Raw genomic sequence first — 25000 nt, 5'->3', positions numbered from 1 at the left:
ATTCACTTGTTGCCTCGCTGCAACTTCAATTACTTTGGAGATAGAGTGATATATTTAAATTCGATAAAGTGACTTAGAAAGTCATTTATTTTGTCGGGTACACTGGATCTAACCAGCCCCATTTGTCTTCGGTGGTACCATTGAATAAGCCAAAGAAAGTCGATTGAATGTGCTCGGTAATTGGTCCGCGCTTGCCTGCACCAACGGTGATTTGGTCAACACTACGAACTGGAACAATTTCCGCTGCAGTACCGGTCATAAAGACTTCATCGGCTAGGTACAGCGCCTCACGAGCAATATTGGCCTCTACGATGTCGTAACCTAAATCACGCGCTAGCGTCACGATAGAATCGCGAGTAATACCCGGTAGAATCGAGCTGGTGGCTGGTGGTGTGACGATTTTTCCATCTTTTACCACAAAGATATTTTCGCCAGCCCCTTCTGAAATATAACCGCTGACGCTTAGTGCAATACCTTCATCATAACCATGGCGACGGGCCTCTCCACCCACTAATAATGAAGAGAGGTAGTTACCACCCGCTTTAGCGGCGGTTGGGATAGTATTGGGTGCGGCGCGGTTCCAGCTAGAAATCATCGCATCGACGCCATTGGCTAGTGCTTCTTCACCGAGATATGATCCCCATGGGAAAGCCGCAATAATCACTTCCATTTCAGAATCGACCGGTGGGCAAACTCCTAGTCCAACATTGCCGACAAAACCTAATGGGCGAATATAAGCGGAATCGAGCTTGTTAACACGTAGTGTTTCGCGGCACGCTTCCATCAACTCTTCTACTGAATATGGAATTGGGAAGCGGTAGATTTTGGCGGAATCTTTAAGACGATCCATGTGTTCCTTGTGGCGGAATACAATCGGACCATCAGGGGTGTTGTAGCAACGAATACCTTCAAATACCGAAGTACCATAGTGCATAGCATGCGTTAAGACGTGAACGTTGGCCTCAGCCCAAGGCACCATTTTTCCATTAAACCAAATAAAATCTGCGGTATTTGTAGCCATCTTGGTCTTCCTTTTCAATACGATGTTTTTATTCTTCTACTAAATGCGTTTGCAGCAGTTGCGTTTCGACAGTGCGAATATCCCATAGTTTTTCAATCTGATTGATCAAAATGGTAATCGGGCGATTGCTGTCGACAATGATTTCTACCGTCGCAATATTACTTTCGTGGTTCACGGTGGCGATCACTTGTCGGATTATAAAACCACGATGTCGAATCACGCGCAATACTCGCTCTAACAATACGGGTTTGTCGTCGGCTTTTATGTTTAATTGATATCTGTCCATTAGGTGTTCTCCAACATATCTTGGTTTGCGGCGCCCGGTGGCACTAATGGCCAAACATTCTCTTCTTCTGAAATTAATACGTGTAATAAGTAAGGCGTTTCACTGGCGAGCATTTCTTTTAATGCAGGCTCGACTTCTTCTTTGCGAGTAATGGTTTTTCCCGGAATATCGAATGCCTTGGCGAGCATGATGAAGTCCGGGTTATCATCTAAAATGGTTTCGCTGTGGCGGCCATCAAAAAACAGTGATTGCCATTGTCGAACCATGCCTAAACGTTGATTGTTTAGCAGCACCATTTTGACCGGAATTTGGCGACGTTTTAAGGTGCCAAGCTCTTGGATGTTCATCATAAATGAACCATCACCAGTGATCAGAATCGATTCATTATTTGGGCGAGCAACTTTCGCGCCCATCGCTGCAGGCAAGCCGAAGCCCATAGTGCCAAGACCTGCTGAGGTGATGTAGTTTTGTGGTGCGCGAGGCTGAATATGTTGAGCCGCCCACATTTGATGTTGACCTACATCAGTCGAAATCATTGAGCTGTCCGGCATCATGTCGGATAACTGTTTTAGAAGTTTCGGGGCATAAATCAAATCACCTGGGTGATCGTAGCGCCATTTGAATTTCTTTCTTAAACGGTCGCAATGTTCATTCCACTCGGAAACATCATTACTGACTTCTAGTTGTGGCAATAAAACATTGAGATCGCCTCGTAACGGCGCGTGCGCATGGCGCAGTTTATTAAATTCCGCGGCGTCGATGTCTAAATGAATCACTTTGGCGTGCGGCGCAAAGGTATCCAGTTTACCGGTTACTCGGTCATCAAAGCGCGCGCCAACCACGATCAATAAGTCACACTCTTGTACTACTAAGTTCGCAGCTTTAGTGCCATGCATTCCCAACATGCCTAGATAATGTGGGTAGTGGCGTTCGATGGTGCCTAAGCCTTTTAGGGTACTGACGGCAGGTATCGAATTTAGCTTTAAGAACTCACGCACTGTGTCAGTTGCATGAGCGAGTTGAACCCCACCGCCGACGTATAAAACTGGTTTATGGCTGTTGGCTAAGACTTGTTGAGCTTCTTCTATCGCGGCTTGAGAGGCGACAGGAATCGTCGGTGGAGTGAATGGAGGAAGAATTTTTGTAGGAGCTTGGGCTAATTGAACATCTTTAGCAATATCGACTAATACTGGGCCGGGGCGGCCGGATTTTGCTAGCTCAAAGGCTTCTGAAAGTGTTGGGGCAAGCTCGTTGATATCGGTGACTAAGTAACTGTGTTTGCAACACGATAGCGACATGCCGATCACATCCATTTCTTGGAAAGCATCGGTGCCGATGTGGCTACTGGCAACTTGTCCTGTGATAGCCACAATAGGGATCGAATCCATTAAAGCGTCGGCTAAACCCGTAACAAGGTTGGTGGCACCTGGGCCGGACGTGGCCATACAAACGGCAACATCTTGAGTCGAACGTGCCATACCAATAGCAGCCATTGCGGCGCCTTGTTCGTGACGACATAAGATGTGTTCAACATCGCCATCATAAAGGGCATCGTAAATTGGCATGATGGCTCCACCAGGGTAGCCAAATATGGTTTTAATCCCTTCTTGTTGTAGTGCGCTGACTACCAACTCTGCTCCATTCATCGTTTGGTCTCCTGCGCGTTCTTTGGCGTCTTGTCCATGTTAAGTGTCTGCATTAGGCGTATTCCTTGTCCTGCTATGTTGGCTCTATCTTATTATTGTTGTCATGACCAATTGTGTATTTTTGAGTATTAAAAAGAGATAAAAAAAGCCCCCGACTTAAAGTGCGGGGGCTTGATAGTGTTTGGTGTTACTTATCGCTCACTAATCCCCGCGCGGACCGAATAATGACCACGACTAGGAGAATAATCAGAGTGTTAATACGAGCGATAGGGTTCATTTCAATTCCATTTGAAAGCGTAACGTAATCTGTACTGTTAGTGGTATCACAGAATTTGCTCATATTACAAGCAAAAACTCACACTTTTTTCACCATCCGAGCCAGTTCAAAGCTTGTATACAGGTATAACAAGTCAAAAAATCTTAATAGAATGGATGGATAAATGGAATTAGCAATCATACATAGCCGAGCCTGCGTGGGGGTTGAAGCCCCTGAAGTGACGGTCGAAGTACATATCAGCAATGGCATGCCCGGGTTTTCCTTGGTGGGATTACCGGAAACCACGGTTAAGGAAGCTAAGGATCGAGTGCGCAGCGCGATTTTAAATTCGAACTTTGAATTTCCTGCCAAACGGATCACGGTTAACTTAGCGCCTGCCGATTTACCCAAAGAAGGTGGCCGTTTTGATTTACCGATTGCGTTAGGGATCTTGGCGGCCTCTCAACAAATTGCGATCAATAAACTCGACAGCCATGAATTTGTTGGGGAGTTGGCGTTATCTGGCGAACTTAGAAGAGTCAAAGGTGTACTTCCCGCCGCCTTAGCTTGTATGAAACAAGATCGTATTTTAGTGGTGCCCAAAGATAATGGCGATCAAGCCGCGCTCGTTGGTCAAGAGGTACATAAATCGGCGACGACGTTATTGGAAGTGTGCGCCGATCTATGTGGTCAACAGACGATGGGGTTATTCACCACCGATAAAGCTCAACCCAAAGCCAATAACGAGCGTGATTTGCAAGATATTATTGGCCAACAACAAGGTAAACGGGCGCTCGAGATTGCCGCGGCCGGTTCGCATAACTTGTTATTTTTAGGCCCTCCGGGCACAGGGAAAACCATGTTAGCGTCTCGCTTGTGCGATTTATTGCCTGAGATGAGTGATGATGAAGCGTTAGAAAGTGCGTCTGTCGCCTCATTAACAGAATTGGAAATCAATCATCATAATTGGAAAAATCGCCCTTTTCGTTCACCACATCATTCCAGTTCAATGGCAGCATTGGTTGGCGGAGGATCTATCCCAAGACCCGGTGAAATTTCATTAGCGCACAATGGCTTATTGTTCTTAGATGAAATTGCCAGAGTTTGATCGTAAAGTGCTGGATTCTTTGCGTGAGCCTTTAGAGTCGGGTGAAATTATTATCTCGCGCGCAGCGGGCAAAACCCGTTTCCCTGCTCGTTTTCAATTGGTAGGTGCGCTCAACCCGAGTCCGACTGGTTATTATGAAGGCTCACAAAGCCGCGCGAATCCGCAAACCATTCTGCGTTATTTGAGCCGTTTGTCTGGCCCTTTGCTTGATCGTTTTGATATGTCGATTGAAATTCCTGCACTGCCCAAAGGGACCTTATCGCAAGGCGGCGATCGCGGTGAATCGACTCAAGTGGTGAAACAGCGTGTATGGCAAGCTAGACAAGTGATGTTAGCCCACAATGGTAAAGTAAACGCGTTATTGAACAGTCGTGAAATTGAGCAAGTGTGTAAGCTCGATAAAGCGGATGCCGAGTTTTTAGAACAAGCACTACATCAATTGGGTTTATCGGTGCGTGCTTACCATCGGATATTAAAAGTGGCTCGCACTATTGCCGACTTATCTCAATCTGAGTGGATTGAAAAAGCCCATTTAGCGGAAGCGTTAGGTTATCGAAATATGGATCGCCTACTAAAGCAACTTACGGCGCAGGCGGTATAGAGATAAGGCGGATGTTTTCAAAGAGGGTCAACAAAACAGCAGAAAAGTATATAATGCCGTGCTTTTTTATAAACCTATGGTGAGGATGTGGTGACGGTTATTCGATTTTTAATCAGCTGCGTGATCGTAATAATCAATACAGCGTTGGCGTCGTTGGGCATTTTTTTAATGGCGCTAGTGAAGTGGGTTATTCCAATTTCTGCGCTACAGCGCGCCATGACTTACGGGGCAAATCGCGTGATGTGGCTATGGGCGAGCATCAATAATGTCACGCTGAATATCATTAATCCGGTTGAATGGCAGATCGAAGGTGGGGAAGCATTAACTCAGCAAGGTTGGTATTTGGTGATTTGTAACCACCAAAGCTGGGCGGATATTGTCGTGCTGTGTAGCGTGTTGCGTAACCGAATTCCGATGCCGAAGTTTTTTCTTAAATATGAATTGTTGTATGTGCCTTTTGTTGGTCTTGCGTGTTGGGCACTTGATATGCCGTTTATGCGTCGTTACAGCAAAGAGTATCTTGCCAAACACCCTGATAAAAAAGGTCAGGATTTACAGACTACTCGCCGCTCTTGCGCCAAGTTTCAACACACGCCAACCACGGTAGTCAATTATGTGGAAGGCACTCGTCATAGTTATGATAAAGCGAAACATCGTCGTTCACCCTATCAACATTTATTGTCGCCGAAATCTGGCGGGATTGCGTATACTTTGGCGGCGATGGGAGAGCAGTTTGAGTATGTCGTGGATGTTACGTTAGCGTATCCTGATAATATCGAGATGCCATTTAGAGATATGCTCACCGGTAAGCTCACTAAGATAGTGGTCAAGATTGATATGATCCCAATGTCACAAGTCCCACAAGGGGATTACTTTAACCAGCCAAGCTTTAAGCGTGAATTTCAAGCTTGGTTAAGTGGTCGCTGGAAAGAAAAAGATCAGTATTTAGATCATCTTTATCACGCTGAGCAAGCCGTGGATTCTCGTCTCGATAAGGTGGCTTAATTGACGGGATGATTGGAGTGCTCTTGCGAACATTGAAATAAAAAACGGGAAGCTTATGGCTTCCCGTTTTTTATTATCTAAGTATCGTTATCTAAGTATCGATGATTACTTTTTCAATAAGAAATCAATTAAATCAAAGTACTCGTTAATGTCTTTGATTTTACTCGCATCAACAATGTATTTGTTGTTTACCACCACGGTTGGAACACCAGAAAGGCCGCTATCTTTAAAAGCTTTATCAAAGCGACGCACCATAGAATCAACCGCAAAGCTGTTGTAAGTGCCATCAAAATCAGCTGCCGATACACCGTTATCTAGGAAGATTTGACGCAGTTCCGCTTCGTCTTTGGGTGGGTTGCGTTGATCGTGAATACGCGCAAACATCACCGGAATAAGCTTATCTTCGACCCCTAAAGAAACCATAGTGGCGTAACCTTTACTCATTGGTTTTCCCATGTTGCCGCCCATGAAAGAGACCGGAACTTTTTCAAAATCCGCTTTACCCTCAAGGTGTTTTTTCAGTGCACCAATCATAGGTTCAAAGTCATGACAATGTGGGCAATAAAAAGAGAAGAATTCTGTCACAGTTGGTGAAGTCGATTTTGGTAGATCGACCACTTTGTAGTAATCACCTTGAGGAAAGCGTTCTGCTTGAGCCGCAAAGCTCAATACAAGAGCAGTAAAAAGGATAAATATTTTTTTCATCGTAGAATTAACTCCATTTATTTTAGGTGAGTTACCATTGTGGTGTTAAGGATAACGTCGGTTCTTGCAACGCTGATATTTGTTCTTTAAATGCCAGTACTTGGTTTTCCCAGTATTTTGCATCGTTAAACCAAGGAAATGCAATCGGAAAAGCTGGATCATGCCAACGTTTTGCCAGCCAAGCCATGTAGTGGACCATTCTCAGACCACGTAATGGTTCAATCAGTTTCAATTGATTGGTATCAAAATGTGAAAATTCACTATAAGCCTCAAGAACAATATCGAGCTGCATCAGTTTTTCTGAGCGTTCGCCACTGAGTAGCATCCATAAATCTTGTATTGCCGGGCCATTACGCGCATCGTCGAGATCAACAAACATTGGCCCATCGCGCCATAAAATATTGCCGGGATGACAATCGCCATGTAAGCGTATTTGCTGTTTAGGTTCGAACCAATGTTGCTCTAGTTGTTCGATCAACATATCAAGATCGCTAAAAAAGCTTTTCTCTAAATAGCTGGGAATAAAGGTCGATTGTTGAAGTAATTGACGCGGTTGATACAGGTATTCATCTAAGTTGATGGTTGGGCGATGTTGAAACGGCTTAGCTTGGCTCACTTGATGAATACGACCCATAAAGCGGCCTACCCATTCCATTTGGTCAAGGTTATCCACTTCAAACTGACGGCCACCGACACTTTCAAACAGTGCAAAATAGTAACCTTGGTATTGATGTAACGTCATGCCGTTAATCACACAAGGCGGCGCGACCGGAATGTCATGTTCCAATAATTCTTGAGTAAATTGATGTTCTTCGAGTATTTGTGCTTGAGACCAACGTTGCGGGCGATAAAACTTCACCACATAACGTTTTTTATCTTCATCAACAAATTGATACACCCGATTTTCATAGCTGTTGAGGGCTAACAAGCCTGACTCGGCTCGAATACCAATACTTTCGATGGCATACCACATAAAATCTGGTGTTAAGGCTTCAAAGTTAAAAGCCATGTTGCTATGGATATCGTTCATAAAATAAAAAGGGCCAATTGCTTAGCCCTTCCTTATGTGATTGTTAACCTACAATGTGTACTAGAGCTTCTTAATAAAGCGACTTTCTACATTTAAGTTGAAGCCATTATTGTCGGTGAGTATAAACTCAAACTTGATGATCGGCGAGGTGAGTTCATCTGGATTGACCGCCAGCGTTAATGGCTCACTGATTAATTGGCCCGCTGGAACCTCGATCGTTTGGCTACCGTACCATTTCACATCGGTTAATCCATTCACATCAATATGATATTGCTGAGTTTGTTGAGTTTTATTCAATATTTTTAAGGTGTAGGTATTTTCAATCCAACCTTGATTATCGATACGATACATTTGGTTGCGATCACGTAGTACGCTCATGTTGACTGGGTCGACACTAATCACTTGAGTAATTAATAGCCCAAACATTAATAGTAAAGCGATACCGTATCCAATCAGTTTAGGACGCATCACTTTGGTTTTGTTGCCAGCCAGTTTATGTTCGGTGGTGTAGCTGATTAAACCTCGTGGATAGCCCATGCGATCCATGGTTTCGTCACAAGCATCAATACAAGCACCACAGTTGATGCATTCGTATTGTAAACCGTTACGGATATCAATTCCGGTTGGGCAGACTTGTACACACAAATTGCAATCAATACAGTCACCTAAACCTGCCGGTTTTTCTGCTTTACGTGAGCGAGGGCCTCTTTGTTCACCTCGTTTGGTATCATAGCCGACAATATAAGTGTCTTTATCAAACATTGCCGATTGGAATCGAGCGTACGGACACATGTGTAAACACATAATGGAACGCATCCAGCCCGCATTGCCATAGGTACAAGCCGCAAAAAACCACACCCAAAAAGCAGGCCAAAAGCTTAATTCGAAGGTAGAAAATGCACTAAATAGCTCTCTTGCAGGGATAAAGTAGCTAACAAAGATTAATCCAGTCATGATGGATATTGCCCACCAAGCAATATGTTTGATGGTTTTATGCGCGATAAGGTTGCGGCTGAACTTACTATTGTCTTGTTTGCGTCGTTTATTGGCAGGGCCTTCGAGTTTCTCTTCCAGCCAAATGAAAATAAAAGTCCACACCGTTTGCGGGCACAGGTAACCACACCACACTCGGCCTAAAAAGGTGGTGATAAAAAATAAGCCAAAGGCGGCGATGACAAAAATTAACGCCAATAAGGTGAGATCTTGAGGGAAGAAGGTTGAGCCAAAGAAAACGAACTGTTGCTTAGCAAGATCAAATAAAATCGCTTGGCGATCTTGGTAGGTAATCCAAGGCAAAATGGCAAATAGAAGCATGAGAAACCAGCCGCCATAGCGACGCATTTTCTGGAAAGTTCCTTGGCTTTTTCTGACGTAAATTTTGCCATTGGCATCCCGATTGGTTTTTGGGGTAATGACTTTGACATCGATTCTATCTTTGCTCATTGTTGCTTCCTCTTGTCGAGGTACATGGCCTCAACCTATGGGGGGAATTATTGTGCCACAGTATATCGGATTGAAGAGTGATGATTCGTAATCATGATCGAGCTTTGGGATTATTGTCATTGAAAATGTGCTAAAAAAGCCAAGCTCAAATCGAGTGCTTTAAATCTTGGCTGATTTTATTGTTACTCAATGATACCGCGCGCACGTAATAGCGCGGTTTTGAAATCATCTTCCTGATCTTTTGCAAGGCCTGGAATCATTTCTTCTTTACCGCTATTACGCATTTTGAGATGGTAGATCAGGACATCATCGGTAAGATTTTCTAATTTATCTTGGTAGCCCGCTTCTTGACTAAGCTTAATAATGAACTCAAGTAGATTAAGATCGGGATCTTTTTGCCATTCAGGATGGAGTAATTCGATTAATTCATTAACGCGGTGGCATTTCATTTTCATCACCATAGATAAAGTAAGGACTATTGCGGTACGGTAGCAGATTATATACCTAAGTAACGTCAAGGTGCGAGTTTCAGCAAGAATAAAACAAGCTTTAGGCAAGGCAAATTGAATATGATCATAGTGATTCTATCTCTGTTCAATTTAACGCGGCATAAAGCTTGTTTTAACTTGCCCTTCGGGAGCTTCATTCAAACCTTTATGCCGCGTCAGATTGGTTTGAAAGGTGCCTACATTCCTTCGCCAATCTTCCTTGCCTAAAGGTTTGGATGATAGCTCTGAATTCTGCATCTTGAAGTCACTTGGGTATAAAAAAGCGCAGCATCTAAATGATGCTACGCTCTTGAGATATCTTAATTTGGTGTTGCATTGTTTTGAACCGCATTACTTTTGGTCAGGAGCTTCAACTGGCGCTTTTGCTGGTTTTGCTACAGGAACAGTAGCGAAACAGTGGCGGCGACGAGAAGCAGAACCGCGAGAAAATGAAGCTCGAACAGGTACGGGACGCATATAGTGTATTGCCTATAAAAACGCACATCCATGGCAATTGTTACCTGATCCAACCATTATGTATTTTGGTTGTTTGTCCTAATCATGACCAGTAATCGAACAATTTTTCGACTGTGTAATAGTATAGTCACAAAGAATTGCTAAAGCGATAACCTTTTTGTCGCTAAGTGAATAAATTGACAGGGATTTAAAAAAGCGAGGAATCAGTATGTCGTTTTTTAAGAAAACATTAGCAAGTTTAGGTATTGGCTCGGCGCGAGTCGATACGATCTTAAAGCAAGATGTGGTTTATCCAGGACAAACGGTCTCGGTGGATATCCATGTGTATGGGGGGGCGACCGAACAGTCGATTGATAATATTCATCTAAAATTGTGTTGCCGTTATCGTGATGAGTTCGTTAATCCTGAGGGACGAAAAGTTCATGGGAATAAAGTCGCTCACACTTATGTATTGGACAAGTGGTCTTTGCCACAAGCGTTCGATATTAAGCCTCATGAAGATAAAGTGTTTTCGGTTGATTTGCAGGTACCGTGGAATACCCCTATCACGTTAGGAGACTCTAAGGTGTGGTTGGATACCACATTAGATGTTGCCTTGGCATCCGACCCTAAAGATACCGATGTATTAACGGTGCGCCCAGATCCATTAGAAGATGGTATTTTTTCTGCTTTAGAGGAAGCAGGACTGCGTATTCGCCAAGTCGAGTGTGAAGCGGTGAAAGGCTTTGATTTACCTTTCGTGCAAGAATTTGAATTTGTGCCGGTGCATGGCGAGTTTCATGGCCGCTGGCGTGAATTAGAAATCGTGACTTATCGTACCGAGCATGAGCTGAAAATTTGGTTTGAAGTGGATCGTCAAAAGAAAGGAATGGGCGGTATGTTATCAAGCTTAATTGGCAGCAATAAACTGAAGCGTGAGCTGGTGTTACAACATGATGAATCTCCGATTGAAGCGGGTAAAAAAGTGCTCGAATTTTTAGATCAGAGCACTTAATCAAGAGAATCTTTATTTTAGGCTTACGCTTGTAAGCTCAATGTGCCAAAATGCGTTATTCGTTTTTGCGCTTTAGAAGGTAAGCCTATGTCATCTCCTGAATATACCGCTCGTGAAGAATTAGCCAACAGTATTAGCCATGGATTAGGGGTGATATTTGGTGTGGTGGCTCTAGTGGTGTTGTTAATCAAGGCTTATGCGGTTGATGCTGACACCATGACGTATGTGAGTATGAGTATTTATGGCGCCAGCGTGATTGTGCTTTTTCTCGCTTCTACTCTCTACCATTCTATTTCTTATCCGGCGGCCAAGCGTTGGCTCAAAACTTTAGATCACAGTGCCATTTATCTTTTGATTGCAGGTAGCTATACGCCATTTTTATTGGTGGGTTTGCGCACCGATTTGGCGATTGGATTGATGATTGTGATTTGGTCGATTGCGGTGTTGGGCGTGATCATGAAGGTATCATTTGTCTATCGCTTTAAAGCACTTTCTCTGATCAGTTACCTCATTATGGGGTGGTTATCTTTGGTGGTGGTGTATCAACTCGCGACGCATTTAGATATTCGCGCTGTGATATGGCTGGTGGCGGGTGGGCTGATTTATTCATTGGGTGTGTTTTTCTATACCAATAATCGTATTCCTTATAATCACGCGATTTGGCATTTGTTCGTGCTTGGTGGCTGTATTTGCCACTTCATTAGCATCTATGGCTATGTGGATCCGGTCGCTCGATAGTTAAAGTTATCGATAAAAAATGGCGAGCTCATTGAGTTCGCCATTTTTGTTTTTATAAAAGGGGTAGCAGTGACTAAGTTCGCCAAAAGGCAGGGAAGAAAATCACTAAGATAGTCAGAATCTCTAAACGCCCCATTAGCATACCAAAGCTGAGTAACCATTTCGCGCCATCCGGCAGAGGGGCAAAGTTACCGGTTGGCCCAATCACACTGCCCATTCCTGGGCCCACGTTGGCAACTGCCGTCATTGCACCACTGATACTGGTGATCGGGTCTAATCCCATGGCACTTAATGCTCCGGCGATAAAAATCACCGTCAGAATAAAGGTTAATACAAAGGCGACGACTGAGCGTACGATGTCATCGTTAACCGGACGTTGGTTGTAACGTTGGACAAATACGCCGGATGGGTGAATCAAGCGCATAATTTGTTTATTAAGTAAGGTCGCCGCGATTTGGAAGCGGAAAATTTTAATCCCACCAGCGGTTGAGCCCGAACATGCTCCGACTAACATTAAGAAAGCAAATACCACAGATGGTAATCCCCCCCAAGCGGTAAAGTCATCTAAGCCAAAGCCAGTGGTGGTTAATACGGAGATAATGTTGAAGGTTGAAATTCGAATCGCATCTAAAAAAGCATAATGATCACGAAAGGTCATCCACAGTGCGACCAATAAGCTAGTTGTCACCACGAGATAAAAGAAACCGCGAACTTGTGCATCAAGGAAGAGGGCTTTAGGCGTTCTTTTACGCAAAGCGGTGACAAACAGCAAGAAAGGCAGACCACCTAAAAACATGAAAAGGGAACCAACCCAGTGTGCGCCATTGGAAAAGTGATTCATTGAGTGATCGCTGGTGGAATAGCCGCCTGTAGAAAGGGTAGTAAAGGCATGGTTTATCGCGTCAAACAGTCCCATTCCGGTGTATAGATAACCAAGAATACACAAAAGAGTTAAAGTGACGTAAACCACCACGATGTTCTTCGCGACACTTTTGGCTCTCGGGCTACTCTTATCTGACCAATCAGAAGATTCAGTTTGGAATAGTTTCATCCCGCCGACGTTTAGCATAGGTAGAATCGCGACTGCCATTACGATAAACCCGACTCCACCTATCCACTGTAGAGTAGAGCGCCACAATAGAATGCTTGGTGACATGTTATCTAAGCCGCTTAATACGGTTGAACCGGTTGTGGTGATACCGGACATGGTTTCAAAGTAAGCGTCGGTAAAGCTGATATGGTTGATGAACATGAAAGGTAAGGCGGCAAAGCAACTTGCGACACTCCATACTAAGGTGGTGATCAAGAACATATCACGCACCCCTAAACGGAAATTTTTAGTGCGTCCAAGTGACAGAAAAACAAACGCGGCAAAATGGGTGATTAATAATGCTTGGCCGAATTCAATAAAACCGTCTGTACCGGTGAAAAATGCCATCAAAGTTGGCACGTACATAAATAGGGCTATTTTCGATAACACCAATCCGAGTACAAACGATATAGGGCGATAGTTAACCATGGAAAATCGTAACCTTATAAGAAGAACGGGCTTGGTTGGAATAAGCGTTCAACGTCTGGCACATATTTCTTATCGACTAGGAACATCACGACGTGGTCATCTTGCTCGATGACGGTTCTATCATGGGCAATCAGCACTTCTTCGCCACGCACAATCGCACCAATGGTTGTACCCGGTGGGAGTTTGATATCACCAATGGCTTTGCCGACCACTTTTGAGGTGGTTTCGTCACCGTGGGCAATCGCTTCAATCGCTTCTGCCGCTCCGCGACGTAACGATGATACGTTAACAATATCGGCGCGACGTACGTGAGTCAGTAGCGCGGAAATGGTGGCTTGTTGCGGAGAAATCGCCACATCAATTGCACCACCTTGTACTAAATCAACGTAAGCACTGCGTTGGATTAATACCATCACTTTTTTCGCGCCAAGACGTTTTGCCAGCATCGCTGACATGATGTTGGTTTCATCTTCGTTTGTCAGGGCAATGAAGACATCAACTTGATCGATATTTTCTTCATTCAGTAATTCTTGGTCCGCGGCATCACCACAGAATACGATGGTGTTTTCTAATTCTTCAGAGAGTTGTTCTGCGCGTTGGTAACTACGTTCAATCAGTTTAACGCTGTAATCTTTTTCAAGACACTTGGCAAGGCTTGAACCGATATTACCACCACCGACAATCATGATACGGCGGTAGGTTTTTTCAAGGCGTTGCAGTTCACTCATCACCGCGCGAATATGGTTACTCGCTGCCACGAAGAAGACTTCATCATCGGCTTCAATGATGGTGGTGCCTTGTGGACGAATGGGGCGTCCTTGACGGAATATCGCTGCCACTCGAGTATCAATGTGCGGCATGTGTTCACGTAAAGTCGATAATGCATTCCCCACCAAAGGACCACCGTAGTAGGCTTTTACTGCCACTAGGCTGACTTTTTTCTCCGCGAAGCTCACCACTTGCAGTGCGCCTGGATAATGAATCAAACGTTCAATATAGCTGGTCACTAATTCTTCTGGGGCAATTAGGTGATCGACAGGGAAGGCACCCGATTGAAATAAGGCGTCTTTTTCGGCTAAATATTCAGGTGAGCGAATACGAGCAATTCGGCTTGGAGTGTTAAATAAGGTGAAGGCGACTTGGCAGGCGGCCATGTTGGTTTCATCTGAGTTAGTCACTGCCACCAACATATCGGCATCTTGTGCACCGGCTTCACGAAGGGTATCCGGGTGGCTGGCATAGCCATTGACCACGCGTAAATCATATTTATCTTGTAGCTCTCTGAGTCGATCAGTATTGCGGTCGATAACGGTAATATCGTTGTTTTCACCCACTAGGTTTTCCGCTAGTGTGCCGCCAACTTGTCCTGCACCAAGAATAATGATTTTCATAATATTTCGTGAACCTTGAGTTAACCTTGCAAAGTGGTGAGGGATTTTCACCACAATATTGAGTTGATGCCCTTCAAAAATGAAGTCACAGTCTCAACGATTTTTAATCTATATTATGCGGTCTTACGTAACACCGCGTAATAGAAGCCATCCATATTGTCTTCTCCAGGAAGAATTTGACGACCTGGGCTTTCAATTTCTGAGCCGACCAATTCGACATTTTTGGTACGGGTTAAGAAGGCGCTAACCTGCTGGGCGTTTTCTTGGGGTGTAATTGAGCAGGTCGCATACACTAAAGTACCGTTTGGTTTAAGTTGACGCCACATCGCGTCGAGAATTTCGCTTTGTAATTCGGCCAATGCTTCAATGTCGTTGGCACGGCGTAGCCACTTAATATCTGGGTGGCGGCGAATCACGCCAGTCGCTGAACAGGGGGCATCGAGTAATATACGGTCAAATTTTTCACCGTTCCACCATTCTTCTGGATAACGCGCATCACCACAAATCACTTCTGCCTGAAGTTGTAAACGTTCTAGGTTTTCATGCACGCGTTTTAGGCGGTTTTCATCGCAATCAATCGCAACCACTTCAGTGTTGGTGGTGTGCTCTAAAATATGCGCCGTTTTGCCGCCCGGTGCGGCGCAGCAATCTAAAATCAATTCGCCATCTTGCGGCGTTAAATAGTCAACCGATAACTGAGCAGCGGCATCTTGCACCGATACCCAACCTAGATCGAAACCGGGTAGTGTCATCACATCACAAGGTGAAAGCAAACGCAGTGCATCTTGCGCTTGTGGGTGAATTTCTGCGTCGATGTCATTTTGTTTTAATAGTTCTAGGTACTGATCCCGAGTGTGATGCTGGCGATTCACTCGCAACCACATTGGCGCCTTGCTGTTATTGGCTTCTACAATATTTTGCCATTGTTCTGGGTAGGCTTGTTGCAATAGTTTTAATAACCAACTTGGATGAGCATATTTTCCTGCATTGTGACTCACCGCATGCGCATCCAGTTGTTCTTGGTTGCGTTGGTAGTTACGCAACACGGCATTAATTAAGCCACGTAAACGCGGTCCTTTTAATGCTTGAGCACCCTCTACGGTTTCCCCTACCGCCGCATGGGGTGGAATGCGCATAAAGCTTAATTGATAAATGCCAATCAAAATCAAGTGGTGGAAAACGCGCTGCTTGCCTTTCAGTGGCTTATCCATGAGTTCGTTAACAATGGATTCTAGGCGTGGAAGATAACGCAATGCGCCATAGCACATCTCTTGTAATAGTGCGTGATCTCTTGGGCGAATACTTTGCTGTGCAGTGGGAAGCGCAGAAGAGAGCGAATAACCTTGATCGACAACTTCAAATAATACTTTTGCAGCAGCGGCACGAACGTTCATGATGGTTTCTCTTGTCGATAACTCACAAGTTGCAAGTTAGATAAATCAGTTGCATGGATAAAATAAACAAGGCACATCGCTGCGCCTTACTTGATGGTTATTGTCGCTTAATAAGCGATTAACCTAAAATATTGCCGACTTCAAACCATTGGCTGCGGGCATTTAAAATGTCTTGTACCGGCAATGCTTTTTTGCCTGGAATTTGAAGTTGTTCAAGTACTAGGGTGTCTTTACCGGTCGCGACATAAATACCGGTTTTATCGGCGCGAATAATTTGCCCTACCGGGTACTCTCCTTGCTGCGGCTCGACTCGTGATTGCCATACTTTGACGTTATGTTGCTGGTCGTTATTATCGGCAATACTAAAGAAGCTCATTGGCCATGGGTTAAATGCACGAACGCAACGTTCAATATGCTCAGCGTCATCCGCCCAATTAATTTTGGCTTCTTCTTTGCTGAGCTTTTTGGCGTAATTAGCATAATCATCATTTTGTTTTTGCGGGAAAACTTGCCCTTGACTGATTTCCGCAACGCATTCGATTAAGGCTTTCGGGCCTAGCTGAGCCAATTTTTCATACATAGAGGCACTAGTGTCAGTACTTTCAATGGGCATAGTGGCAATTTTCAACATATCACCAGTATCTAGACCAATGTCCATTTGCATGATGGTGACTCCCGTTTCTGCATCGCCCGCCCAAATCGCACGCTGAATCGGTGCAGCGCCACGCCAGCGAGGTAGAATCGAGCCATGTACGTTAATGCAGCCTAGTCGTGGAGTATCCAGAACCTCTTGTGGTAACAACAAGCCATAAGCCACCACAATCATAAGGTCGGCATTCAACTCTTTGAGTTGTTGTTTCGCTTGATCGGATTTGAAGTTTTCAGGTTGGAATACCGGAATATCGTGCTCTAACGCTAGTTGCTTTACTGGGCTCGCGGTAAGTTTTTTTCCGCGACCCGCTGGGCGGTCAGGTTGAGTATAAGCAGCGACGATTTGATATTCAGGTGCTGTATTTTGTTGTGCAGAAAGTTGCTGTGCAGAAAGTAACGCCGCCAAGTGACGGGCGGCGAAATCTGGCGTACCTGCGAAGACAATGCGTAAAGACTGGCTCAAGGTAACCTCATTAATAATTGGGGTAATTATTGTTGCTTCTCATTAAAGCGTTTGATTTTTTCAAGCTTATCTTTAATGCGTTTGCGCTTTAATGGCGAAAGATAATCAACAAACAATTTACCCATTAAGTGGTCAAGCTCATGCTGAACACAAATGGCTAATAAATCATCCGCTTCAAATGTGAATTCTTCACCTTCGCGGTTTAATGCTTTTACCGTCACTTCCGCAGCACGAGGCACTAATGCGCGAGCACCCGGAACCGAAAGACAGCCTTCTTCAATGCCATCTTCGCCTCGTTTTTCGATGATTTCTGGGTTAATCAGCACCATTGGCTGATCACGCTCATCGGAAACATCAATCACAACGATGCGCTGGTGAATATCGACTTGAGTTGCCGCAAGACCGATCCCTTCTTCGTCGTACATGGTTTCAATCATGTCATCAACGATCTTTTGAATCTCAGGTGTTACCTTTTCAACCGGTTTTGCTACCGTGCGAAGGCGATCATCTGGGAATGTTAATACTTGTAATACAGACATATACACTCTAAATATTGAACTGTGCCGAAAACAGCTTAAACCTAATTGCTCCAATTCTAGACATTTTACAAGGCAAATGACAGCATCCAATCACATTAAGCGACAAAATGTCGACCAAGGAATCCAGGTCATGCCTAAAGTTACACAATTTATAGTGAAATTATTTGTCTTTTTTGTGGTGAGTTTTTCGGTTGTTGCCACCACTCAATCTACACCTCCGTTAGTCTTGAAAGAGGGCGCCCCAAGTACCTATGTGGTGAAGAAGGGCGATACGTTATGGGATATTTCGGCTTTATTCCTCGACAGCCCATGGTTGTGGCCTCGTTTATGGCAAGTTAATCCTGAAATAGAGAATCCCCACCTGATTTATCCCGGTGATAAGCTGACGTTAACCTGGCAAAATGGTCAGCCATTATTGAGCTTAAAGCCAATGAAAAAGATCACTCCACATATACGCAAAAGTAGCAAGCAAGCCATTTCGACGCTATCGGATGGCCTCGTTTCACCATATTTAAAATCCGATCAATTATTGACGACGCAACAACTAGAAGACGCGCTGCGGGTATTAGGTACCAGTGAAGGACGTAAGTTCTTAAGCCACAATGAGCGTATTTATATCGACGGTAAAGTGACTCATCCTGATTGGGCGGTATATCGTTTAGTCGAGCAATATCAACGTAGTGGTGATGATGTGGATGCCACTGCTTATTCATTACGTTTAGTGGCCAAAGCGCAATTAAAAGAATCGAATGATAAAGCCAGCGCGTTGCAGGTTGTTAGTCAACAACAAGAGATTTTGCAAAACGATATTGTATTGCCAGTGATTGGCGATGACTTAACTTTATCGACGGTGTTTCAACCGAGCCCTGCTCCGGTTGGGTTAGTCGCCAATATTAAAGGCTCGATGGAAAGCCATCATTTTATGGCGGTGAATCAGGTGGTCGTGATAGATCGTGGTTCAGATGATGGTTTAACCCAAGGTAGTAGCTTTCATTTAGCCAAGCAAGGTGCGGTTATTTATGGCAGTAAAGGTGATTATCGTTACGAAAAAGAAGTTGGGGTTAATGGCTTTAGTTCTGCAGATTTGCCACCGGTTTCAATTGGCCATATGGTCGTGATTCGTCCTTATGCTAAATTCAGCTTAGCTTTGATTACTCAGAGTTTAGAACCGATAGGTGTCAATTCTTTGGCAGTGTCACCATTACCTGAGCAACCTGTGATTGACGGTGTTGATGCGCAAGCTAGTCATACATCGGTTCCGCAAGCTGATAACGCTTCTTAATTTGGCCAATCTTGATTATAGAAAGCTTGATTATGGAAAAGCTTGCAAATGAATGATGCTCAATTGGCGGCTTGGTTAACCCTGAGCTTTACGCCAAGACTTGGAGGTGTGGCACTGGCGCGTTTGATGAGTGTCGATTCACCAGAAAATTTGGTTCAATATTCACCGCTGCAATGGCAAAAACTTGGCCTAAAATCGGCTCAAATCCAATATATACAGCAAGAGGCTGCGCCAGAGGTTGAGCGATGTTTACACTGGCTGCAGCACTCGCCATCCCACCATATATTAACGCCCTTAGATGAAAGTTACCCTCATCTATTAAGCCAAATGTCGTCTCACCCTCCGGTGTTGTTTGTAAAAGGTGAGCTAGCTGCGGTGAACTCTGCACAATTTGCGATGGTCGGTAGCCGTCACGCCAGTTTAGATGGTTTAAGGGCATCAAAGGAGTTTGCCTATCAACTGGCTCAACATGGGCTAACCATTACTAGTGGTTTAGCGTTAGGGGTGGATGGTCATGCACATGATGGTGCTTTAATGGCGCATGGGAAGACGGTGGCGGTGTTAGGCTCTGGTGTTGATCAGATCTACCCTTCTCGACATAAAGGCTTGGCAGAACGGATTTTACAGCAAGACGGGGCGTTGGTTTCTGAGCTTCGACCGGATGCGAAACCTCGCGCGGAAAACTTTCCTCGTCGCAATCGAATTATTAGTGGTTTATCGCAAGGTGTGTTGGTTGTAGAGGCTGCAGAGCGTAGTGGTTCGTTGATTACCGCCCGTTATGCATTGGAACAAAACCGAGATGTGTTTGCTTTGCCGGGTTCGATTTATCAGCCTGGTTTTTCTGGGACTAACCAGTTATTAAAGCAAGGGGCAATTTTAGCATTGAGCCCACAAGATATTCTGGATGAATTAAATCCGGTACTCTCCCGGTCTTCTTATGTATATCAACCGGTACAAACTCAGCTAAACTTAACACAACAGACGACACCAGAAATAACAGTTAATCACTCCCAACCATTGCCATTTCCCCAACTGTTAGCTAACGTAGGAAATGAACCTACACCAGTTGATATTTTGTCTCAGCGTACCCATATACCGATACACGAAGTAATGATGCAAATATTAGAGCTTGAGTTAGCTGGACATGTTATTTCTGTTCCTGGAGGTTATATTCTTAATAATAAGAATAAATCAAGATAAAGTGTTGCCGCGGAGGGTAAAGCTATGATGGACATTCTCATGTACCTGTTTGAAACCTATATTCATAGCGATGCAGACCTCATGATCGATCAAGATGAATTGGAAGATGAGTTACTGCGGGCAGGCTTTCACCAACAAGAAATTTATAAAGCATTAAATTGGCTCGAAGGATTAGCGGCCTTGCAACAAGGTGAGCGCCTCGATATGGCGACCAGCTCTTCTAGCTCAACTCGTATTTTTACCCAAGAAGAAATGCTGCGTTTAGATGTGTCTTGTCGTGGCTTTTTATTATTCCTTGAGCAAGTTCAAGTGCTGACGACTGAAACTCGTGAAATGGTGATTGACCGTGTGATGGGATTAGAAACCCAAGAGTTTACTTTGGATGACCTTAAGTGGGTGATCTTGATGGTGCTGTTTAATGTACCGGGCAATGAAAACGCCTACACTCAAATGGAAGAATTACTCTACTCTACCGAGCAAGGTTTAGTGCATTAAGTTGAGTGTTTCTCATGAATAATAAAATCGACCAACAATTATTTTCCGCCCATGAGCATGCGTTAGAGCATGAAGCTTGTCCTAAGTGTGGCGAAGAGCATCAAGGGGCGTTGCAATTACGACATGGTAAGCACGGGCCATTCTTGGGTTGTGTACGTTATCCTGAGTGTGATTTTATTCGGCCGCTTCATCAAAACGATGGTCATATCATAAAAGAGTTGGGTGTGCCTTGTCCTGAATGTGGCGGTAATGAGTTGCCGGGAGAACTGGTGTTAAGGCAAGGACGTTATGGCATGTTTATTGGCTGTAGTCGTTTCCCGGAGTGCCACCATATTGAATCTTCCGATCCACAGCCCGAGCAAGCCGCGGAATTGAACGTCGCATGTCCTGAATGTAAAACGGGCAAATTGGTTGAACGTCAATCTCGCTTTGGTAAGAGTTTTTATGCTTGTGATGCTTACCCAAAGTGTAAGTTTTCTATCAATGCACTCCCGATTGAAGGTGAATGTCAACAATGTGGCTTTCCCTTATTAATTGAAAAACGTTTAGCTAGTGGTACTAAAATTCAGTGCGCCGACCGTAAGTGCCAGCACACACAATGTTAAATTCAGTGTCGTTTTGATATAACAAGACCCGCAACAGGTAAATCAACTGATGCGGGTCTTTTTTGTTGTCTCTGATTTATAGCTTAGCGACTCGTTCTTTGAGTTCAGGAAAAGCTACTGGATCGAGAGCTGAGGCCAATTGAGTCAGGGCCTGTTTCATTTCTTGGTGAGAGTGACCACAAACATTAATGTGCCCCATCTTGCGTCCGGGGCGTTGCTCTTTTCCATACCAATGAATATGGCATTGTGGCATCGAGAGTACCGATGCTGGGACATTATCTTGTCCTAGAATATTGACCATTGCGGTATGACGAATCGCTTGAGTGCTACCTAGTGGCAAATTACACACCGCGCGTAAATGGTTTTCAAACTGACAAACTTCAGCACCTTGCTGTGTCCAGTGGCCTGAGTTGTGTACACGTGGTGCGATTTCGTTGACCAGCAATTTGCCTTTGACATCGAAAAATTCAATTGCCAATACGCCTACATAATCGAGTTGTTCTGCAATTGCCGTAAACATGGTGGCAGCTTGAGATTGTAACTCCGGCTCATCAATTGCGACGGATAAACTTAATACACCATTGACGTGAACATTTTCCGCAAGAGGGTAGATCGCGACTTCACCGTTAGCACGGCGAGCACCGACAAGTGATACTTCTCTTTCAAAGGGTACAAACTCTTCAGCCACCACTGCTTGATGAGGGGTGGCTTCGATAGCAACGGAAAGTTTTTTCCAGATTTGATCAACTTGTTTGGCATCGGTTAAGCGCCATTGACCTTTACCATCGTAACCGCCTAATGCAGTTTTCAAGACCATAGGAATACCGACAAAGTTGATTGCCTCATCAAGATCGGCACGCTTCTCGATAATGGCGTATTTAGCATTAGCTGCTTTGGCATCATCAAGTAATTGTTTTTCGATGCGACGATCACCACCGGCTTTGATGGCTTGGGTCGTTGGTAGAAATTTGCCGCTTTTTTCGCAAATATCGAGTATTGAATGCGGAATGTGTTCAAACTCAGCAGTAATCACATCAGCAGAAGCAATCGCATTATTTAAACCATGACCAATGACATTTTTGGTCAATGGATGAATAATTTGTTCGCTACCAACATCAAATGCGGAGATATCTATGTTTAATGGTGCACCTGCTAAAGACATCATTCGTGCCAATTGGCCTGCACCGAGCACTAAAACATGTTTATTTGCCATCGGTATTAATCCTCAGCTGGGTTTGGATTCGCGAGTACAGTATCGGTTTGTTCTTTACGGAATGCCTCGACTTGAGCCATTACATTTTCATCGTGAGTTCCGATAATTTGCGCAGCTAAAATTCCAGCATTAGCGGCTCCCGCTTCACCAATCGCCAAAGTACCTACTGCGATCCCTTTTGGCATTTGAACAATAGAGTACAAAGAATCCACACCAGATAGCGCACGAGACTGAACGGGTACACCAAGGACAGGTAAGCTAGTGTAAGCTGCGGTCATTCCTGGAAGGTGAGCGGCGCCGCCGGCTCCTGCAATAATCACTTTAATACCACGTTCTTTTGCGCTTTCGGCATACTCTGCAAGTAGGTGAGGCGTTCGGTGAGCAGACACTACTTTGGTTTCGTACGGTACATTAAAACGGTCCAACATTTCTGCGGCAAGTTTCATGGTTGGCCAATCAGATTTTGAACCCATAATGATTCCAACAGTCATCGAACACTCCTTAACGACTCAAGCTATTAATAAAGATAATTCTTAGGGTCTATTGACCTTTCGAGATGATTTTTGCAGCGAATTGTTGGGTATTTGAGCAAGGCAGAGGTTTCGTTGTGTAGCTAGCCTACACGAGAAACCGATAACACAGCACAAATATCCAACCAACGCTGTCTAAAGGATTCGGCTAAAAGCGTTTTATACGTCGTTAAGTCTCATTAACTTAGATCAACTAAGCAACAATCGACTTGCCTAGCCTAAAACGCTTTTATCTCGAACAAAATTTAATCTCGAAAGAACAATAGACCCTTGCATTATACTGAGAAAACCTGACAAGGAAAACGTTTGCGTTAGGTTGTTTTCATATTCTGATCTGAATAAATGACATTGAAGCAAAAAAATTTTAGTCATCGGCAATAAGGTTTTATACACTGGCGTCATTACTGCTTATACAGGGAAGAAAATCATCGTGAATAATTTTGAGTTTGTTGTTGAGGCTTTACAACAAGGAGAAGTCATCGCTTATCCAACCGAAGGGGTGTTTGGAGTAGGTTGTGATCCTGATAATGTGTCTGCCATCGATAAATTGTTAGCATTAAAGCAACGCCCGATAGAAAAAGGGTTGATTCTTATTGCGGCTAATTATCAGCAGTTATTGCCTTATATTGATGAATCTCAACTAACTGATGAGCAACTTCAAACGGTCCACTTTACTTGGCCTGGCCCAGTTACTTGGGTGATGCCAGTGAAAGCGGGTATTTCATCTCATCTTACTGGTCAGTTTGATTCGATAGCGGTGCGTGTAACCGATCATCCTTTAGTTCAACAACTCTGTTTAGCTTTCGGTAAGCCAATTACGTCCACCAGTGCTAACTTAACTGGGCTAGAGCCTTGTCGCACGACCGAAGAGGTCGAACGTCAATTAGGCGATAAGTTGGTAGCAATTCTTCAAGGGCAAGTCGGTGGAAGAACTCAACCAACAGAAATTCGTGATGCCAAAACATCGAACATATTAAGGCAAGGGTAGTAGACTAATGACGAATGGAGCTCAACAGGTCGATAAGCATGCAGTAAAAGCATTTTTGATGAGTTTGCAAGATTCGATTTGCACTCAATTAGAAGCGGTCGATGGTAATCGGTTTATCGAAGATGCTTGGCAAAGGGAGCAAGGTGGTGGCGGTCGTAGCCGAGTTATCCGTGATGGCCAGGTGTTTGAACAAGGTGGTGTCAATTTTTCTCATGTGTTTGGCGATAAAATGCCAGCATCGGCAACCGCACATCGACCAGAGCTTGCTGGACGCCAATTTGAAGCAATGGGCGTGTCATTAGTTTTGCATCCTAAAAACCCTTATATTCCGACTTCTCATGCAAACGTACGTTTTTTTATTGCTGAGAAAGAAGGTGAAGCGCCGATTTGGTGGTTTGGTGGTGGGTTTGATTTAACGCCATTTTATCCTTTCGAAGAGGATTGCCAACACTGGCATGATACCGCTAAAGCGATTTGTTCACCGTTTGGCAAAAATGTGTATTCTGAGCATAAAGCTTGGTGTGATAAATATTTCTTCTTGCCACATCGTAATGAAACGCGAGGAGTTGGAGGCTTATTCTTTGATGACTTGAATCAATGGGACTTTGCAGTTTGTTTTGATTACATGCAGTCAGTCGGGGAAGGGTTTACTCAAGCTTATTTGCCTATCGTAAATAAAAGGCGTGACCACCAATATGGCGAACGTGAGCGACAATTCCAGTTATATCGCCGAGGCCGCTATGTCGAATTTAACTTAGTTTATGACCGAGGGACGCTATTTGGTTTGCAAAGCGGTGGGCGAACCGAATCAATTTTAATGTCTATGCCACCTTTAGCTCGTTGGGAATACGATTACACTCCGGAAAAAGATTCTGCAGAAGCCAATTTATATCAACATTACTTACAGCCACGAGAATGGTCATAGCGACTGA

General features: G+C 44.2%; 24 protein-coding genes and 1 pseudogene. 10 read left to right on the top strand and 15 right to left on the bottom strand.

The genetic code is table 11. From position 1 onward, the window contains the following. Window positions 1–85: 85 nt before the first annotated feature. The 3 genes from VRUMOI_RS12505 to ilvG are packed head-to-tail and all read right to left on the bottom strand — an operon-like array spanning window position 86 to window position 2953. The gene (locus VRUMOI_RS12505; RefSeq protein ID WP_089137996.1) at window positions 86–1021 is read right to left on the bottom strand and encodes a branched-chain amino acid transaminase; all 936 of its coding nucleotides are present in this window, start codon (window positions 1019–1021) and stop codon (window positions 86–88) included. Between the two features lie 28 nt (window positions 1022–1049). Further along, window positions 1050–1307 (bottom strand): acetolactate synthase 2 small subunit, encoded by a 258-nt coding sequence (gene ilvM / locus VRUMOI_RS12500; RefSeq protein WP_027695044.1) that lies wholly within the window; start codon window positions 1305–1307, stop codon window positions 1050–1052. Beyond that, window positions 1307–2953 (bottom strand): acetolactate synthase 2 catalytic subunit, encoded by a 1647-nt coding sequence (gene ilvG / locus VRUMOI_RS12495; protein ID WP_089137995.1) that lies wholly within the window; start codon window positions 2951–2953, stop codon window positions 1307–1309. Before ilvG ends, ilvM begins: the two co-directional genes overlap by 1 nt. 440 nt (window positions 2954–3393) lie before the next feature. Here ilvG and VRUMOI_RS12490 point away from each other — a divergent pair. Together VRUMOI_RS12490 and VRUMOI_RS12485 are read left to right on the top strand one after the other, a co-directional pair. After that, window positions 3394–4918, top strand: a pseudogene (locus VRUMOI_RS12490) (YifB family Mg chelatase-like AAA ATPase). 87 nt (window positions 4919–5005) lie between these two features. Beyond that, window positions 5006–5923 (top strand): acyltransferase, encoded by a 918-nt coding sequence (locus tag VRUMOI_RS12485; protein ID WP_089137994.1) that lies wholly within the window; start codon window positions 5006–5008, stop codon window positions 5921–5923. 105 nt (window positions 5924–6028) lie between these two features. On the opposite strand, the gene VRUMOI_RS12480 is transcribed toward VRUMOI_RS12485, so the two are convergent. The 5 genes from VRUMOI_RS12480 to VRUMOI_RS19620 all read right to left on the bottom strand — a co-directional run bounded on the left by VRUMOI_RS12480 (window position 6029) and on the right by VRUMOI_RS19620 (window position 10066). Then, the gene (locus VRUMOI_RS12480) at window positions 6029–6628 is read right to left on the bottom strand and encodes a thiol:disulfide interchange protein DsbA/DsbL (RefSeq protein WP_089137993.1); all 600 of its coding nucleotides are present in this window, start codon (window positions 6626–6628) and stop codon (window positions 6029–6031) included. A 31-nt stretch (window positions 6629–6659) separates the two neighbouring features. Next, window positions 6660–7658, bottom strand: a complete 999-nt coding sequence (locus VRUMOI_RS12475; RefSeq protein WP_162598377.1) for a serine/threonine protein kinase — start codon at window positions 7656–7658, stop codon at window positions 6660–6662. 60 nt (window positions 7659–7718) lie between these two features. Continuing rightward, window positions 7719–9101: a cytochrome c oxidase accessory protein CcoG gene (ccoG, locus tag VRUMOI_RS12470; RefSeq protein WP_089137992.1), complete on the bottom strand. Its 1383-nt coding sequence runs from the start codon at window positions 9099–9101 to the stop codon at window positions 7719–7721. A gap of 182 nt (window positions 9102–9283) precedes the next feature. Continuing rightward, window positions 9284–9550, bottom strand: coding sequence for a YihD family protein (locus VRUMOI_RS12465; protein WP_089137991.1), 267 nt, complete (start codon window positions 9548–9550; stop codon window positions 9284–9286). A gap of 390 nt (window positions 9551–9940) precedes the next feature. Beyond that, window positions 9941–10066, bottom strand: coding sequence for a hypothetical protein (locus VRUMOI_RS19620; protein ID WP_269459973.1), 126 nt, complete (start codon window positions 10064–10066; stop codon window positions 9941–9943). Between the two features lie 208 nt (window positions 10067–10274). On the opposite strand from VRUMOI_RS19620, the gene VRUMOI_RS12460 reads away from it, so the two are divergent. Together VRUMOI_RS12460 and trhA are read left to right on the top strand one after the other, a co-directional pair. Beyond that, the gene (locus VRUMOI_RS12460) at window positions 10275–11060 is read left to right on the top strand and encodes a sporulation protein (RefSeq protein WP_089137990.1); all 786 of its coding nucleotides are present in this window, start codon (window positions 10275–10277) and stop codon (window positions 11058–11060) included. Between the two features lie 87 nt (window positions 11061–11147). Beyond that, on the top strand, window positions 11148–11798 hold the full coding sequence (gene trhA / locus VRUMOI_RS12455) for a PAQR family membrane homeostasis protein TrhA (RefSeq protein ID WP_089137989.1): 651 nt from the start codon (window positions 11148–11150) through the stop codon (window positions 11796–11798). 73 nt (window positions 11799–11871) lie between these two features. Here the strand turns inward: trhA and VRUMOI_RS12450 are convergent, their stop codons facing one another. The 5 genes from VRUMOI_RS12450 to def all read right to left on the bottom strand — a co-directional run bounded on the left by VRUMOI_RS12450 (window position 11872) and on the right by def (window position 17755). Continuing rightward, window positions 11872–13317, bottom strand: a complete 1446-nt coding sequence (locus VRUMOI_RS12450) for a TrkH family potassium uptake protein (protein WP_089137988.1) — start codon at window positions 13315–13317, stop codon at window positions 11872–11874. Between the two features lie 14 nt (window positions 13318–13331). After that, window positions 13332–14708, bottom strand: a complete 1377-nt coding sequence (gene trkA, locus VRUMOI_RS12445; protein ID WP_089137987.1) for a Trk system potassium transporter TrkA — start codon at window positions 14706–14708, stop codon at window positions 13332–13334. Between the two features lie 113 nt (window positions 14709–14821). Further along, window positions 14822–16102 carry a 16S rRNA (cytosine(967)-C(5))-methyltransferase RsmB gene (gene rsmB / locus VRUMOI_RS12440; RefSeq protein WP_089137986.1) on the bottom strand — a complete coding sequence of 427 codons (1281 nt, stop codon included), beginning with the start codon at window positions 16100–16102 and terminating at the stop codon, window positions 14822–14824. A 118-nt stretch (window positions 16103–16220) separates the two neighbouring features. Next, a complete protein-coding gene (gene fmt, locus VRUMOI_RS12435; protein WP_089137985.1) occupies window positions 16221–17216 on the bottom strand; it encodes a methionyl-tRNA formyltransferase in 996 nt (331 codons plus the stop codon). A gap of 26 nt (window positions 17217–17242) precedes the next feature. After that, entirely contained in the window at window positions 17243–17755 is a 513-nt protein-coding gene (def, locus tag VRUMOI_RS12430) for a peptide deformylase (protein ID WP_231897463.1), read from the bottom strand. Window positions 17756–17885: 130 nt separating this feature from the next. Here def and VRUMOI_RS12425 point away from each other — a divergent pair, with 130 nt between their 5' ends. Genes VRUMOI_RS12425 through VRUMOI_RS12410 form a run of 4 tightly spaced genes read left to right on the top strand, consistent with a single transcriptional unit; the run spans window position 17886 to window position 21337 of the window. After that, window positions 17886–19037 (top strand): LysM peptidoglycan-binding domain-containing protein, encoded by a 1152-nt coding sequence (locus tag VRUMOI_RS12425; protein WP_089137983.1) that lies wholly within the window; start codon window positions 17886–17888, stop codon window positions 19035–19037. Window positions 19038–19085: 48 nt separating this feature from the next. After that, entirely contained in the window at window positions 19086–20237 is a 1152-nt protein-coding gene (gene dprA, locus VRUMOI_RS12420) for a DNA-processing protein DprA (RefSeq protein ID WP_089137982.1), read from the top strand. Between the two features lie 24 nt (window positions 20238–20261). Further along, window positions 20262–20732, top strand: coding sequence for a DUF494 family protein (locus VRUMOI_RS12415; RefSeq protein ID WP_089137981.1), 471 nt, complete (start codon window positions 20262–20264; stop codon window positions 20730–20732). Window positions 20733–20746: 14 nt separating this feature from the next. After that, window positions 20747–21337, top strand: a complete 591-nt coding sequence (locus VRUMOI_RS12410; RefSeq protein WP_089137980.1) for a DNA topoisomerase family protein — start codon at window positions 20747–20749, stop codon at window positions 21335–21337. Window positions 21338–21413: 76 nt separating this feature from the next. On the opposite strand, the gene VRUMOI_RS12405 is transcribed toward VRUMOI_RS12410, so the two are convergent. Further along, a complete protein-coding gene (locus VRUMOI_RS12405) occupies window positions 21414–22550 on the bottom strand; it encodes a 5-(carboxyamino)imidazole ribonucleotide synthase (protein ID WP_089137979.1) in 1137 nt (378 codons plus the stop codon). Between the two features lie 5 nt (window positions 22551–22555). Beyond that, window positions 22556–23041 carry a 5-(carboxyamino)imidazole ribonucleotide mutase gene (gene purE / locus VRUMOI_RS12400; RefSeq protein WP_089125143.1) on the bottom strand — a complete coding sequence of 162 codons (486 nt, stop codon included), beginning with the start codon at window positions 23039–23041 and terminating at the stop codon, window positions 22556–22558. A 469-nt stretch (window positions 23042–23510) separates the two neighbouring features. Here purE and VRUMOI_RS12395 point away from each other — a divergent pair, with 469 nt between their 5' ends. Both VRUMOI_RS12395 and hemF read left to right on the top strand, forming a co-directional pair. After that, on the top strand, window positions 23511–24068 hold the full coding sequence (locus tag VRUMOI_RS12395; protein WP_089137978.1) for a Sua5/YciO/YrdC/YwlC family protein: 558 nt from the start codon (window positions 23511–23513) through the stop codon (window positions 24066–24068). A gap of 7 nt (window positions 24069–24075) precedes the next feature. Continuing rightward, the gene (gene hemF, locus VRUMOI_RS12390) at window positions 24076–24993 is read left to right on the top strand and encodes an oxygen-dependent coproporphyrinogen oxidase (protein ID WP_089137977.1); all 918 of its coding nucleotides are present in this window, start codon (window positions 24076–24078) and stop codon (window positions 24991–24993) included. Window positions 24994–25000 lie beyond the last annotated feature (7 nt).

It is taken from the genome of Vibrio rumoiensis, from assembly GCF_002218045.2.
Lineage (GTDB): Bacteria > Pseudomonadota > Gammaproteobacteria > Enterobacterales > Vibrionaceae > Vibrio > Vibrio rumoiensis.
The sequence above is the reverse complement of the archived record's forward strand: the minus strand, read 5'-3'. Positions and strand labels throughout refer to the sequence as shown.